This window comes from Paraburkholderia diazotrophica, assembly GCF_038900755.1.
GTDB lineage: Bacteria > Pseudomonadota > Gammaproteobacteria > Burkholderiales > Burkholderiaceae > Paraburkholderia > Paraburkholderia diazotrophica_A.
In genome coordinates this window covers 75,843-88,271 of sequence record NZ_JBBPEN010000013.1, presented here as the reverse complement: position 1 = coordinate 88,271, position 12,429 = coordinate 75,843, and the positions used below count along the sequence as shown (strand labels likewise).

Here is a 12,429-nt window from a genome sequence, read left to right as displayed (position 1 = left end):
CACTGCAGCAAGTAGGCACGGCCTCGATACGCAGATTTTCATGATTCGCCTCGCTGGAATCGAACGGGTTCGCGCCGCGCGCGAACCTTGTTATTGGCTATCGCGATCGGGCATGTAGGACGCAAAAAGTCTCGCTGACAGCGATGCGGCTGCAGTGTCGCGCGCATCTGCTAACTCGCGCAATCGTGAGTTTCCCTTTGTTGTTCACGCTTCCACTTCTTGCGCCTGGCCAGCATGTTCATGCCTTCGACGAACGCGGAGAACGCCATTGCCGCGTAGATGTAGCCCTTCGGAACGTGCGTGCCGAAGCCCTCGGCGATCAGCGTCATGCCGATCACCAGCAGAAAGCTCAGCGCGAGCATGACGATCGTCGGATTGCGATCGATGAATCGCGACAGCGGACCCGCCGCAAACATCATGGCCGCGACGGCCACGATGACGGCGACGTACATGATGATCACATGCTCGGTCATGCCGACTGCGGTGATGATGCTGTCGACCGAGAATACCAGGTCGAGCACCAGAATCTGACCGATTGCAGCGCGTGGTGTGAGACGGGTAGGCGTCTCGGTGCTTGTGGCATGCGCCTCCTCATTGCTCGCGACGTGATGATGGATTTCCCCCGTCGCCTTCCAGACGAGAAACAGTCCACCGCCGATCAGGATCAGATCGCGCCAGGCAAAGGCGTGGCCAAAGAGCGAGAACGCCGGCTGGGTCAAGTGCGCGATCCAAGCAACTGTGCCGAGCAGCGCGAGGCGCATTACGAGGGCAAGCGCGATGCCGATCCTCTGGGTCCGATCCCGCTGCGCCGGCGGCAGCTTGTTGCTAAGAATGGAGATGAAAACCAGATTGTCGATACCGAGGACGACCTCCATGACCACGAGGGTCACGAGCGCGGCCCACACGGCTGGGTCGACAGCGAGAGCGAGGAGAGAGTCCATAAGCGCAGGAGCAGTTCAAGCACCGGTCGCGAGGCCCGCCGAGGCATGTTGAATCGACCATGACAGGATAGGCGAGATTTGCGGATAAATCGTTACACGAACGGAAATTGACGGCCCCGAACGCGCTTTCGCGAAGCGAGGCATGGACTCTGCGTTAACTCTACTGACGTTTAGCGGCTTTCGATACGTTCACCAGCGCTTAATCAACAGTTAATCAGCACGCACTTTCACATATCGGCCTGGTGCGGCCTCGATAGGCTTGTGGTTCGCGTTGCCGAGTGTCGTACGCGCTTTCACCTGCTCGCCTGCATGCCGCTTGACCCACTCGATCCAGTGATTCCACCAGCTGCCCGGCTGCTTCGTCGCCGATGCGAGCCATTCGTCGGCGTTGCTGCCGGGTGCATCGTTCGTCCAATAGCTACGCTTGTTCTTCGACGCCGGATTGATCACGCCCGCGATGTGTCCGCTTGCGCCAAGCACGAACTCCGTTTCGCCGCCCAGCAGTTGCGTCGACCGATACGCGGATTGCCATGGAACGATGTGATCTTCTTCTGTCGCGAGCAGATAGCTCGGCATGTCGATGCGCCCGAGGTCGACAGGCGTGCCGCACATCGTGAGCTTGCCCGGCTCGCGCAGATTGTTCTCCAGATACATGTTGCGCAGATACCAGCTATACATCGGCCCCGGCAGATTGGTCGTATCCGCATTCCAGTACAGCAGATCGAATGCAGCCGGCGTTTTGCCCTTCAGGTAGTTGTTCACGACGTACGGCCAGATCAGATCGTTGGCGCGCAGCGTCTGGAAGACGAAGCCGAGTTCGCGTCCGGGGTAGAGGCCGCCGCGTCCAATCGTCTGCTCGCGCATCGACACGCCCATCTCGTCGATGAACACGCCCAGATCGCCCGGCTCGCTGAAGTCGAGCAACGCCGTCAACAGCGTGACGCTCGCCACCGACTCGTCGCCGTTCGCGCGCATCACGGCGAGCGCCGACGACAGCATCGTGCCGCCGACACACCATCCCAATGCATTGACCTTATCGGCGCGGCTGATCGTGCGCGCGACTTCGATCGCCTGCATCACACCCTGTTCGAGGTACGCGTCCCACTCCGTCTGCGCCATGTCCTGCTGCGGATTGCGCCACGACACGAGAAAAACCGTGAGCCCCTGTTCGCACGCGAAGCGCACGAAAGAGTTTTCCGGCTGAAGGTCGAGGATGTAGAACTTGTTGATGCACGGCGGCACGATCAAGAGCGGACGTTGCGCGACCGTCCGCGTGAGCGGCGCGTACTGGATCAACTGGAACAGATCGTTTTCATAGACCACTGATCCTTCCGATACCGCGACGCTGCGGCCCACTTCGAATGCGCTCTGATCGGTGATCGAAATCGTGCCTTGCTTCAGATCTTCAAGCAGATGCGTGAAGCCTGAAAACAGACTCGATCCATTCGATTCGACTGCGTGCCGGATGACCTCCGGGTTCGTTGCGGCGAAGTTCGCGGGGCTGGCGAGGTCGATGAACTGACGCGCGAAGAAACGCAGCTTGTGCTTTTCTTTTTCATCGAGCGTGCTCGCCTCGACCAGTTCTTCGAGCATCCTCGCGTTGAGCAGATAGCTCTGTTTCAGAAGGTTGCACCAGACGTTGCTGGACCAGTCTTCCGCGTGAAAGCGCCGGTCGCCGCGCTCGGGCTCGGCCACTGATTTCGGCCGCGCGCCGATTACGCCTGCAAACGCGCTGCCCCACAACTCCGTCTGCCGTTGCCAGTAGTTGGCGCTCGCTTGCATCACGATGTTCCGCGCACCCGATGAAACGGGATAGATGTCCTTGCCGTTGGCGTCGAGCACGGTCATGTCATGCACGTTGGTGACGGGTAACGACTGCCAGAAATTGAATCCGGCCTTGAGCCAGCCCATCGCGAACTCATCCGGCATGCTGAATGGCATTCTCATATCAGACCCGCTTTCATGCGTTGATTGCGGCGGCAACCGCGCTATCTTTGACCCGGTCGCCACGCGAAGTCGGCATGACGATCGCGTCGCCTTCGATCACGACTTTGCTGCCAACCGTGCAGACGGTCGTCAGTACGACGCGGCGCTTTTCGTGCAGTAGTTCCTTGATGGTCACCTCGGCCTGAACCGTATCGCCGGGGCGAACAGGCGCCTTGAAGCGCAGGTTTTGCCCCAGGTAGATCGTGCCTGGGCCGGGCAGACGGCCCGCGATCGTTGCGGAGATGATGCTCGCCGTCAACATGCCGTGCGCAATGCGCCCTTTGAAGGGCGTCGTTTGCGCGAACTGCTCGTTGATGTGCATTGCGTTGATGTCGCCGGATGCGCCGGCGAACATCAGAATGTCCGCTTCCGTGATGGTCTTCGCGAACGTCGCGCTCATGCCCGGTTGCAGGTCTTCGAAGTCGTATCCGTTAAGCTCGTTCATGGTTCTTCCGTTTGCTGGGTCGGCGTACCGCCGCTTCGATCGTCGCGCTACACCGTGGTCATGCAGCGACCGCTGATTCGACCTTTATGTCAGGCTGAATCGTACTGTCAGGACGCTGCCTTCCACTGTCCAAAGCTGCCGATGTAGTGACAAAACATGCCACGGTCGCTTTCGCGGCAAGAGACGATGGGCGGGAACTGCGCGGCTCGGTCGATTGCAGGACTGCGCGGTGAAGCGCGCATGCAGCGTGTTCGCGTCGCGTGCAATGCATCGGAATCCAGATGATCTGGCGCACGGGTATGAAGATTCCACGAAGCAAATCAGCGCAGTCAAAACTGAAATTCACGGATGCAATTGTGAAACGACTGGAAGTCCGCGAATTCAGAGAAAGTCTTTTCGAATCAGGCGTCTGATAGGGTTCTCATCGAAGTGGCCCGGTACTTGCTGACATGGCCGTTCGAATGAATTGGCGGAAACGGACATCAAATCACTAACGGGAGGTAACGATGACCCACGAATCGAAAAAGACGGAGAACGCGAATCTGGAGCGCAGCGAACAACAGCATGGCGATGGTGCGGGCGGGCATGGCGCGCCGACGCATTCGCGTGCGAACTGGGCGTGGACGGGCGCAATGGAACACTTTGACTGGATGGATTCGCACGGGCCATTCTCCAGCCTCGACTGAGCCGCTGCGTCAAAAGAATCTAAGGAAAAACATGAGGCGACTGTTCCTTGCTGCGCTCGCAGCCACCTGTTGCGTGACTTGCGTTCGTGCGCAAAGCAACGCGCCCGGCCCGCTCGTCACGCCCTCGGGCGAACTGCAATTCGCGCGCGTCGACCGCGATTTCGTCGGGATGCTCGACAAGGAAATTTTCGATCGCTTCGACGCCGATACGCACCCGCATTTCGATGACGTCGGCAACGTCAATCGAACCGTCACGCGCACGCTTGTGCAGACCGATTCCGGCCCGGTGCTGTATGACTTTCGCCGCCGTCCGCCACTTGTGCAGCGCACGGGTAAGCGCGTGACCGTCAAGCGCGTGTTCTGGCAAGGCGATGAAGTCGTGGTGCAAAGCTCGCAGGGCTGGTTCCGATTCAAAGGCGGCGTGTTGACGAAGCTGCAGTCGTCTACGACGACTTTCCATTGAATGCGCGCATCCCGAACATATGCTCGCCAGTGATGACATACACGCGCTCGTGTCGCCGATCGTGCCACGATGCTGCGCGATTGTCGTCCTGGTCGTGATTGCGATTGCAATGCCGACGCGGGCCGATGCGGACACCGCGCGTACAGATTCCCGACTGACCGATGACGCCATCGTCAAGACTTGGCGTACCCTGCGCGCAGTCGACTGCGCCCGCTGTCATGGCAAAGACTATGAGGGGCTGGCGGCGCCTTCGATTGTCGAGTACGCGCGCACACGAAGCCGCGAGATGCTTGTCCGGATGGTGTTTGACGGTGAGCCGTTCCGTGGCATGCCCGCGTATCGCGACAATCCGTCGATGCGGGCCGATGCGCGCAATCCATTCGGTTGCAAAAGGGTAGCAGCGAAACCGCGAACAGATGGATGAAGTTAATCCATATCAGTCGCAGCGTCGGACGACCGACGAGCCGCATAAGGTGATGGTGGTTGATCCAGATAATGGCGATAAACAGTTAGCTCACCGCATAGCTGTTGCGGACGTGGCGCCGTATTGTCCTCTGGCGACTTCCTCCTGCCTGGCCACACGACCCAGTGGGATGTTGCAGCATGCTTCGCGCTAGCTGCGGCCGCTTCCTCCCAGCATGAGAGCCCGGCGTCTATAGCGGCGTGTCCACGCGGATTCCGAATTCTTTGAGCGCCACTTCCACTATTTTGTCAGAGCGAACGCATCGCGACCCGGGCGTACAGCGACTCGAGTATTGCATCGACCGCGAGCGGTCCCACGCCGCTAAAGAGCAGGGCGATCAGCCCGGCGACATACAGCGCGTCGGTCTCGTATCCGGGTGGCCCGAACTGCGGAACGCCATTCACCACGGCCATCAGTTTGATCGACGTGAAACCGTATTGCAGATGCACCGTGACGGTAGCGACGAGCAGCACGACGATCATCGGCACCGCGACCAGCGGCACAAATGCGCCAATCAGGATCGCAAAGCCACCGAGCAATTCGACGACGATAGTCGCCCACGCCATCAAATGTGGCGCAGGTACGCCGAGCGCATGCAGGATGGTGGCGAAGTTCTCGGGATGCTTGATGATTTTCGCGTATCCATGGGCCATGAAGCCATAACCGACGATGAAGCGAATCGGTAGCGGCGAATAGCGGGTCAAGCGTGCGGCAAGCCATGAAGGAACGAAAACGGCGAGAAGGGAGCGGAGGCTGTTCATGAGCAGACGTGGATGGCAATGGGAAAAGAAGTCGCGGCTCGCTGCGCGTTGCCCATGTGGTGGGCGGCGATCGCCGACGCCTACTGAATAGATCGACCCGATATCGAATGCGGTTACAGCACGACACACGTTCGTATGAGCGGCGGTGTTCGAGGAACAACGCACCAGACCGGAAAGGCGAATTTGAAGGCTCGATGAGTTCACGAATGCGCATCGCGCCGCTGACGGAATACGAATGCCTGGTCGATCTCATCAGCGAATCCTGACAGTCGGATGCCCGCCAATCGTCCACGGTTGCAGCGGCATCAGCGTAATCGACTGTTCAAGATTCGCGATCAGGGATTCGCGATCAGAAGATCCGCGCGTGCTTGCGATCGCTCACCACCGCATCAGCCGACGGCCGAGCAGCGCGCCAGCCAGCGTCGGTGCCGACATGCCGAGCAGATACCAGGTCGCCCAGAATGGCGCCTCCATCTCCGGGCATCGCAGGCAGTATGTGAGGGCGCCGATAGCGCCGGCCAGCAACCCCGTCGCTGCGCCGGCGAGCGCGGGGCGTGTGGGCGCCAGTCTGCGCATCGCTCGCAGCAGCGTGAACAGCGCAGGAATGGACAGCAGCGCGATGTTCAGCGAGCACGTGCGCCACGTATGCCCGAGGATCAGCGCGCCGCGCGAATCGGCAGACGTGGCGACCAGCGTCGCCAGCGCGACGAGCCATACGACGATGAACGGCGCGAGCAGCCCGTGCCATGCGCGCCCCACGCGCACGCCGGGCTGCGAAAGCCGTGACGCCACGCATACGGCGGCGATAGCGATCGACAGCGGAAGTGCGACCTTCAGCCAGAACATGGTCAACGCGAGCCGTGCGATCAGCGCTTGAACGGGTATGCCGCCAGGCACCACGAACGCGAGCATCAGCAGCGCCGCAACGACGCTGAACGCGACGCCGCCGCCGAGCCGGCACGCCACCGCCGACCTCGACGGCGCGCGCGGCCCATCCGCAAGCATGACGATGAACTCCTCAGTCTTCATCGGTTTTTCCCCTGATTTTTGCTGCGAGCGCTTTCAACCCACGATGCACGCCGACCTTCACGGCCGATTCGGTGAGCCCTGTCGTGGCCGCTGTTTCGGCGACGGAATGTCCCCATATCTTCGTGTGCTCGATCGGTTCTCTCTGACGCGCGGGCAGCGTCGCCAGCAGGCGCGTGAGATCGCGGCGGGCTTCGAACGAGTCGATCGGCGACGCACCGATTGCGTCGACGTCGTCGTCGAGCGGCTCGAACAGCTCGCCACGGCGCGCGCTCGCGCGAAAGTGATCTGCCAGCTTGTAGCGCACGATCGCGCTGATCCATGCGGTGAGCGGCACATCGGGCCGGAAAGTGTCGAGCCCCTTGTGCACGGCGATGAGCACTTCCTGCACCAGATCCTCGACGTCGGCGTCCTGCTGCCAAAGATGTTTGCGCAGACGGATGCGCAGGTGCCTGGCCAATTCGCGGAGAAAGCGGCAGTACGCGTGCTTGTCGCCGGCAATCGACGCTTCGAGGAGCACGGTGAGTCGGCGCTCGGCGTCCGACGCGGCGGCGCTTTCGCGGCCGCGCGCGGTTCGGCTGCTGTCGTCCGGCGGGGATGCCATTGTCGCGAGCGTGATCATCGCGCGAGCAGTGCACGGGCGACAATCCGCGCCAGCGCACGAAAGCGCGCTGGCGCGGATGCCGCATCGACAGTCATGAAAAGCGAAGTTGAACGGCGCATGGTAGTGATGTGTGAGATCGGATGACGCACGCCCCGAACATGATTCGGACTGCGCCTCACGCGAGGGCGATCAATGAATAGATCGGCCCGACGCGCGCCGTGGTTACACGAATCACTTGATGAATGCGCGATCAGGGAAAAATTCCGCCAGCGATCATATGGAATCAGGTCGATCTATCGATCCGGTCGCTTAACGCGCAGGCGCTTGCTGTCCATCGGCGACGCGCGCCGCGCCGACGATCGTGCCATCGGATGCTTCGAGCAGTATCGCCATACGTTCGCCGGTTACGGCGTTCGCATGCAGCGTGAGCGGCGCGCCGGACCATTGGCCGATCGGCGCGAAGCTGCGCACGATGTTCGACTCGGTGAGCGTCCGGCCTGCGTTTTCACCGAGTCCGATCGGCGTGACGTGGCGCGCGTCGTAGCCGACCAGCAGTACGCGCGCGCGTCCTCGCCCAGGGCCGATCGATACCGATACGCCGCCCCCTTCGCGAGCGGCGTTGACTGTCGCGACCGTGACGCCCGACGACTTCGCATCGTCGATGGCGGAGTCCGCTGCGCCGCGATTCGAGCCGACCACTTCCGTCTTGCCGTCGATCACCATTTCCGGCGTGTACGCAAAGTCGCGGAACCGCTTGACGTACTGCGCCTGGCGCGCATCGACGGCTTCGAACGAAAACGGATCTTTCCAGCCGAGCTGGTTCCAGTATGTGACGTGAAATGCCAGCGGCAACACGTCGGTGCGCGTGTCGCTCAGTTCCGACAGATAGCGGTCGGCGGGCGGGCACGATGAACAGCCCTGCGACGTGAACAGTTCGACGACGACGGGACGCGGCCCTGCGGCGAATACATGTGATGCGAGCAGCGCCGCGGCCCCGGCACAGATGACAGTGAGTGAACGGGCGAACATGTGCTGACTCCTGATGACGACGGTATCGTTAGTTCGATTGCCGGCGCGCGCGGGTTACAGTTGATCCGTTTCCGGCGCGTCGGGTGGGTCGCATCGCTCGCCGTTGGCGGTGTCGTCAGCGAAGAAGCCGAAGTACGTCGGCGTGTGCGCGGAGTGCGGTGTTTCGGCGGCCGTGTCGGCCGTCGCGCCAATCGAGCGCAGCGTGGCGAGCGTCGTCGAACGATTCGTGATGACGCGCCATGGATGCGCCGAGCGCGGTTCGGGATCCTCGACGTGCGCGCTTGCCTGTTGCGCCGCCCGCAACGCGGCCTGCAGGCGCATGCGCTGCGGCGCGTAGACAGCAAAGCCTTCGTTGGCGAGGGCAGCCGTGTCGTAGCCGAGCAGCATGCACAGATGCGCCTTGGCGACGCGGTCGCGCCGATCCGCTTCGCGCGACTGCGCGATCAATGCGGCGATGTCGGAATCGACAAGCTGGCCCGCGCGCATCAACAACGGATGGGCGCTGGACCACGCATCGGAGGGGCAGGCCTTCACAGCGGGATCGAGCGGTACGAAAGGATTGACTTCCGCAGGATAGATCCGGCACACCCGCGGGCGCTGATCGTACGCGCCGCAGGCCATGTCCGCGCGCAGATGGGGACACGGTCCCGCGAATGCCGCCACCAGCGTCACCGTCACGCGCACGGGCAGCACGCCGCTATGCGCCGCGAAAGAGCGGTGGCGCCGGTGTTGCGCGAGCGCGTCACTTTCGGGCGGTTCTTGCGGCCAGGCGATCGCATCGCAAAACAGCTGCACGTCGCCGCCGCGCGCAATCCAGGCGAGCGCCTCATCGACGGCGAGCGGCAGCCGCAGGTCATGGCAGCAACGGCCGCACATCGTGCATGAAAAGTGAACGGACATTTCGCGGATTGGCGCGTGGCAGAGTGGTGATTCTAGTTAGTTCGTCGGCCGCACGACAATGGTTACACATCGACAGTCGATAGGCTCCGATGGGAGGCCGTCCCGGTCAGCTGCCGAAATAGATGTTGCAGAAGCTGGATGAGACGCGCAACTTTCTAAAGGCTGGCGCACAGCGCGAAGTCGAGACGCTCGGCGTATTGCGGCGTGAATTGCCCGATTGCTATACGGTCTATCGCGGCGTCCATTGGACGCAATTGAATAAAGGCTTTTCGATTTTCGGCGAAGCAGACTTTGCTGTCGTGAGTCCATCGGGCCGCGTGCTCGTGATCGAGCAAAACGCGCGTGCTCGAAGAAACGCCCGATGGCCTCGTGAAAGCCTATGGCGGTCAAAAGAAAAGCGTGCGCGCCCAGATCGCTCGAACGATATCCAGTCTGCACGGCCGCTTTACCGATGCATTCGGCGCGCGCCGTTAGACGTCCACCGCGTTGAAAGCATTGGTGGACGACCGCTTTCAAGGATAGTCATTGATCGCGTAGGGTCGACATCGGTTTGTCTTCAACCGCCTTAACGAACGAGCAATCCCTCATGCATCAGATTGCTGCACAGCCTGTCGAAGTCGGCGTTGACGGAGCGTGTGGGAACACCGATCTGGATCGGCCCGCCCATTTCGCTACTCACGTAGGCGATCAACGTATGGGCGATTCCGTTTCTCCTATACCCAGGCACGACATAGACATCAAGCAACGTGACGGGCGCCTTCGTGGACAAGTTCGAACAATGTTCGAACTCGATCCAGCCGACCGACTCGGCGCGGTGCGATGCCACCGCGCGATTCCCTTCATCGTCAATCTCGATGATGATCACATGAGCCGCGCGATCCTTGAAGATATATGTGCGCATACGCGATTAGCCGTGGGCCATCGAAATTTTCGCTGCATATCCGTGCTGTTTTTTATCGTCGCGCAAAAACGGCCGGCGAACAAGTCATCTCATATGCGAGGGAAAGCGCGCTGCAAAGTGTCCTGGTATCGTTGAATGCATCGGGATTTCCGGCGCATCGCGGAATGCACTAATGGACTGTGCTGGGTTGACGTGCGCGCGAGCAGGTTGTGTTGCGTGGTCATAGGCATTGCAGCGGCAATGCAGTACGTCAACGAATTCAACGACGACTGGGCGGAACGAGAGCAGGGGAATGCGGGATACGAAGGCGTTCAATCGCATCTCTCGCGAAGATTGTGCGCGTGATACGCAAATCCGGTTCTTATCGACAGGGGCTTGTCCCAATCGCCCGAAAGCGGTTGATTCGAGTATCGTCATTAGAAAGGCAGCAGTTGGAGCCGGGCGATGCCGATCGTCGAATTCACGTTGACGTGGCCTGGCGGGTTTTCCCGCAGTCCTGCGACCGGTTTTCAGCTCCGGGGCAGCTGTCATCCGTTGCCAATCTGGAGGAAGCGCGCAGTCGGCGCGTCACTCGCACCGCGTGCACCACGCGCCGCACATCAGGAGAAAACATGCCCAGCCGGACCTCGCCGGCGCTTTGGACCCAACGTTTCCAGCGGTCGACCGAGTCGACCATGAGCCTGCAAGGGCAGATTCGGCAGATGCTCGTCGCCGCGATTCTCGACGGCCAGTTGATGCCCGACAGTGCGTTGCCGTCGAGCCGTGAACTAGCCGATCAGCTTGGTGTCGCGCGCAATACGGTCGTGCTCGCGTATCAGCAGCTGGTCGAAGAGGGCTATCTTGTTTCGCGCGAGCGCAGCGGCCATTTCGTGAATCCGGCGATGCTGGAAGGGCAGCACGACTTCGTGCCGATACAGGCTGCGAACGCGCCGAGCGTCGCCGATGTCGTGCGCCCCGACTGGTGTCAGCGCGTGTCGCGTCCGCCGTCGAAGCAGCGCAACATCGTGAAGCCCGGCAACTGGCAGAGCTATCAGTTCCCGTTTATCTACGGGCAGTTCGATCAGACACTCTTTCCAACCAACGATTGGCGCGAGTGCTGCATCAAGGCGCTGTCCGTGATGGAGATTCGCAACTGGGCGCCCGATCTGATCGAACGCGACGACGAGACGCTGATCCAGCAGATCTGCACGCGCGTGCTTCCCAGGCGCGGCGTATTCGCGAAGCCCGATGAGATCGTCGTGACGATTGGCGCCCAACAGGCGCTGTATCTCGTCGCTGATCTGCTCGCGAATGAGCGGACCACGGTTGGCTTCGAGAACCCCGGCTATCCCGATGCGCGCAATATCCTGCTGAACCGCAACGCGCGGTTGTTACCGCTGCCTATCGATGCTGGCGGCGTTCGCACCGACGAAGACCGCGACGTGCTCGCGCAATGCGACTACGTGTACGTGACGCCGAGCCACCAATGTCCGACGACCGCGACGATGCCGCTCGAACGGCGCCAGGCGCTGCTCGATCTCGCGCAGCGGCACGATTTCGTCGTTATCGAAGACGACTATGAGAGCGAAAACAATTTCTCGGGCGCGCCACATCCCGCATTGAAGAGTCTCGATACGACGGACCGCGTGATCTATATCGGCAGCCTGACGAAGACCTTTGCACCCGGCTTGCGCCTGGGCTATGTGGTCGGGCCGCGCGATCTGATTCGCGAACTGCGCGCGCTGCGGCGGCTGATGGTTCGCCATCCTGCCGCGTATATCCAGCGGGCGTTTGCGAATTTCCTCGCACTCGGGCATCACGATACGCTGCTGCGCAAGCTCGCGCACGCTTACCGCGAGCGCGCGCAACTGCTGATGGCCTCAATCGACGCGCATATGCCTGAAGTGCGCTATGTGCCCGTCACGGGCGGCGCATCGTGCTGGGTCGAAGGCGAACACTGGCTCGACGCGATGCGTCTTGCCGAGGACGCGCAGGCGCATGGCGTTCTGATCGAGCCCGGCAATGTGTTCTTCATGACCGGGCTGGAGCGGCAGCAGTGCTTTCGCATGGGTTTTTCGGCGATCAAGCCGGAGAAGATCGACGCCGGTGTGCAGGCACTGGCGCGCGTCATCCGCGAGCAAAAGCCGCGGGCGCGCGCCTGAACGCGCGGATCCGCTAATGCCGGTATTGCGCCGGCAGCGACATGGCGCTTCCATTTCTGCTGGCCCAGGCGAAAGCCGCCAAC

General features: G+C 61.4%; 14 protein-coding genes. 5 read left to right on the top strand and 9 right to left on the bottom strand.

What is annotated here, in order from left to right:
- Nucleotides 1-170: 170 nt before the first annotated feature.
- The 3 genes from AABE10_RS30435 to AABE10_RS30425 all read right to left on the bottom strand — a co-directional run bounded on the left by AABE10_RS30435 (nucleotide 171) and on the right by AABE10_RS30425 (nucleotide 3,372).
- Nucleotides 171-941, bottom strand: a complete 771-nt coding sequence (locus AABE10_RS30435) for a TerC family protein (RefSeq protein ID WP_342936862.1) — start codon at nucleotides 939-941, stop codon at nucleotides 171-173.
- A 210-nt stretch (nucleotides 942-1,151) separates the two neighbouring features.
- Nucleotides 1,152-2,888, bottom strand: a complete 1,737-nt coding sequence (locus AABE10_RS30430) for a class I poly(R)-hydroxyalkanoic acid synthase (protein WP_342936861.1) — start codon at nucleotides 2,886-2,888, stop codon at nucleotides 1,152-1,154.
- 13 nt (nucleotides 2,889-2,901) lie between these two features.
- Nucleotides 2,902-3,372 (bottom strand): MaoC family dehydratase, encoded by a 471-nt coding sequence (locus AABE10_RS30425; protein WP_342936860.1) that lies wholly within the window; start codon nucleotides 3,370-3,372, stop codon nucleotides 2,902-2,904.
- Between the two features lie 506 nt (nucleotides 3,373-3,878).
- Between AABE10_RS30425 and AABE10_RS30420 the strand changes: the two genes are divergently transcribed.
- The 3 genes from AABE10_RS30420 to AABE10_RS30410 are packed head-to-tail and all read left to right on the top strand — an operon-like array spanning nucleotide 3,879 to nucleotide 4,945.
- On the top strand, nucleotides 3,879-4,058 hold the full coding sequence (locus tag AABE10_RS30420) for a hypothetical protein (protein ID WP_342936859.1): 180 nt from the start codon (nucleotides 3,879-3,881) through the stop codon (nucleotides 4,056-4,058).
- Between the two features lie 31 nt (nucleotides 4,059-4,089).
- Nucleotides 4,090-4,521, top strand: a complete 432-nt coding sequence (locus tag AABE10_RS30415; RefSeq protein WP_342936858.1) for a hypothetical protein — start codon at nucleotides 4,090-4,092, stop codon at nucleotides 4,519-4,521.
- A gap of 19 nt (nucleotides 4,522-4,540) precedes the next feature.
- Nucleotides 4,541-4,945 carry a cytochrome c gene (locus AABE10_RS30410; RefSeq protein ID WP_342936857.1) on the top strand — a complete coding sequence of 135 codons (405 nt, stop codon included), beginning with the start codon at nucleotides 4,541-4,543 and terminating at the stop codon, nucleotides 4,943-4,945.
- 287 nt (nucleotides 4,946-5,232) lie between these two features.
- On the opposite strand, the gene AABE10_RS30405 is transcribed toward AABE10_RS30410, so the two are convergent.
- The 5 genes from AABE10_RS30405 to AABE10_RS30385 form a co-directional block, all read right to left on the bottom strand.
- On the bottom strand, nucleotides 5,233-5,949 hold the full coding sequence (locus tag AABE10_RS30405) for a DoxX family protein (protein ID WP_342936856.1): 717 nt from the start codon (nucleotides 5,947-5,949) through the stop codon (nucleotides 5,233-5,235).
- A 174-nt stretch (nucleotides 5,950-6,123) separates the two neighbouring features.
- Nucleotides 6,124-6,774 carry a DUF1109 domain-containing protein gene (locus tag AABE10_RS30400; RefSeq protein ID WP_342936855.1) on the bottom strand — a complete coding sequence of 217 codons (651 nt, stop codon included), beginning with the start codon at nucleotides 6,772-6,774 and terminating at the stop codon, nucleotides 6,124-6,126.
- Complete coding sequence (locus tag AABE10_RS30395; protein ID WP_342936854.1) at nucleotides 6,764-7,375, bottom strand: sigma-70 family RNA polymerase sigma factor; 612 nt, start codon at nucleotides 7,373-7,375, stop codon at nucleotides 6,764-6,766. Before AABE10_RS30395 ends, AABE10_RS30400 begins: the two co-directional genes overlap by 11 nt.
- 309 nt (nucleotides 7,376-7,684) lie before the next feature.
- A complete protein-coding gene (locus tag AABE10_RS30390) occupies nucleotides 7,685-8,404 on the bottom strand; it encodes a DUF1223 domain-containing protein (protein WP_342936853.1) in 720 nt (239 codons plus the stop codon).
- Nucleotides 8,405-8,458: 54 nt separating this feature from the next.
- A complete protein-coding gene (locus AABE10_RS30385) occupies nucleotides 8,459-9,304 on the bottom strand; it encodes a YkgJ family cysteine cluster protein (RefSeq protein ID WP_342936852.1) in 846 nt (281 codons plus the stop codon).
- A gap of 122 nt (nucleotides 9,305-9,426) precedes the next feature.
- Between AABE10_RS30385 and AABE10_RS30380 the strand changes: the two genes are divergently transcribed.
- Nucleotides 9,427-9,873 carry a hypothetical protein gene (locus AABE10_RS30380; protein ID WP_428983412.1) on the top strand — a complete coding sequence of 149 codons (447 nt, stop codon included), beginning with the start codon at nucleotides 9,427-9,429 and terminating at the stop codon, nucleotides 9,871-9,873.
- Here the strand turns inward: AABE10_RS30380 and AABE10_RS30375 are convergent.
- Nucleotides 9,870-10,169, bottom strand: a complete 300-nt coding sequence (locus tag AABE10_RS30375) for a GNAT family N-acetyltransferase (RefSeq protein WP_342936851.1) — start codon at nucleotides 10,167-10,169, stop codon at nucleotides 9,870-9,872. The genes AABE10_RS30380 and AABE10_RS30375 overlap by 4 nt on opposite strands.
- A gap of 647 nt (nucleotides 10,170-10,816) precedes the next feature.
- Between AABE10_RS30375 and AABE10_RS30370 the strand changes: the two genes are divergently transcribed.
- The gene (locus AABE10_RS30370) at nucleotides 10,817-12,346 is read left to right on the top strand and encodes a PLP-dependent aminotransferase family protein (protein ID WP_342936850.1); all 1,530 of its coding nucleotides are present in this window, start codon (nucleotides 10,817-10,819) and stop codon (nucleotides 12,344-12,346) included.
- The last annotated feature ends 83 nt before the right edge of the window (nucleotides 12,347-12,429 follow it).

Excerpts from the sequence above, each read along its gene's own strand:
- AABE10_RS30425 (WP_342936860.1), bottom strand. The coding sequence starts at position 3,372 with ATGAACGAGCTTAACGGATACGACTTCGAAGACCTGCAACCGGGCATG.
- AABE10_RS30385 (WP_342936852.1), bottom strand. The coding sequence starts at position 9,304 with ATGTCCGTTCACTTTTCATGCACGATGTGCGGCCGTTGCTGCCATGAC.
- AABE10_RS30415 (WP_342936858.1), top strand. The coding sequence starts at position 4,090 with ATGAGGCGACTGTTCCTTGCTGCGCTCGCAGCCACCTGTTGCGTGACT.
- AABE10_RS30400 (WP_342936855.1), bottom strand. The coding sequence starts at position 6,774 with ATGAAGACTGAGGAGTTCATCGTCATGCTTGCGGATGGGCCGCGCGCG.
- AABE10_RS30370 (WP_342936850.1), top strand. The coding sequence starts at position 10,817 with ATGCCCAGCCGGACCTCGCCGGCGCTTTGGACCCAACGTTTCCAGCGG.
- AABE10_RS30410 (WP_342936857.1), top strand. The coding sequence starts at position 4,541 with ATGCTCGCCAGTGATGACATACACGCGCTCGTGTCGCCGATCGTGCCA.
- AABE10_RS30395 (WP_342936854.1), bottom strand. The coding sequence starts at position 7,375 with ATGGCATCCCCGCCGGACGACAGCAGCCGAACCGCGCGCGGCCGCGAA.
- AABE10_RS30380 (WP_428983412.1), top strand. The coding sequence starts at position 9,427 with ATGTTGCAGAAGCTGGATGAGACGCGCAACTTTCTAAAGGCTGGCGCA.
- AABE10_RS30430 (WP_342936861.1), bottom strand. The coding sequence starts at position 2,888 with ATGAGAATGCCATTCAGCATGCCGGATGAGTTCGCGATGGGCTGGCTC.
- AABE10_RS30390 (WP_342936853.1), bottom strand. The coding sequence starts at position 8,404 with ATGTTCGCCCGTTCACTCACTGTCATCTGTGCCGGGGCCGCGGCGCTG.
- AABE10_RS30420 (WP_342936859.1), top strand. The coding sequence starts at position 3,879 with ATGACCCACGAATCGAAAAAGACGGAGAACGCGAATCTGGAGCGCAGC.
- AABE10_RS30435 (WP_342936862.1), bottom strand. The coding sequence starts at position 941 with ATGGACTCTCTCCTCGCTCTCGCTGTCGACCCAGCCGTGTGGGCCGCG.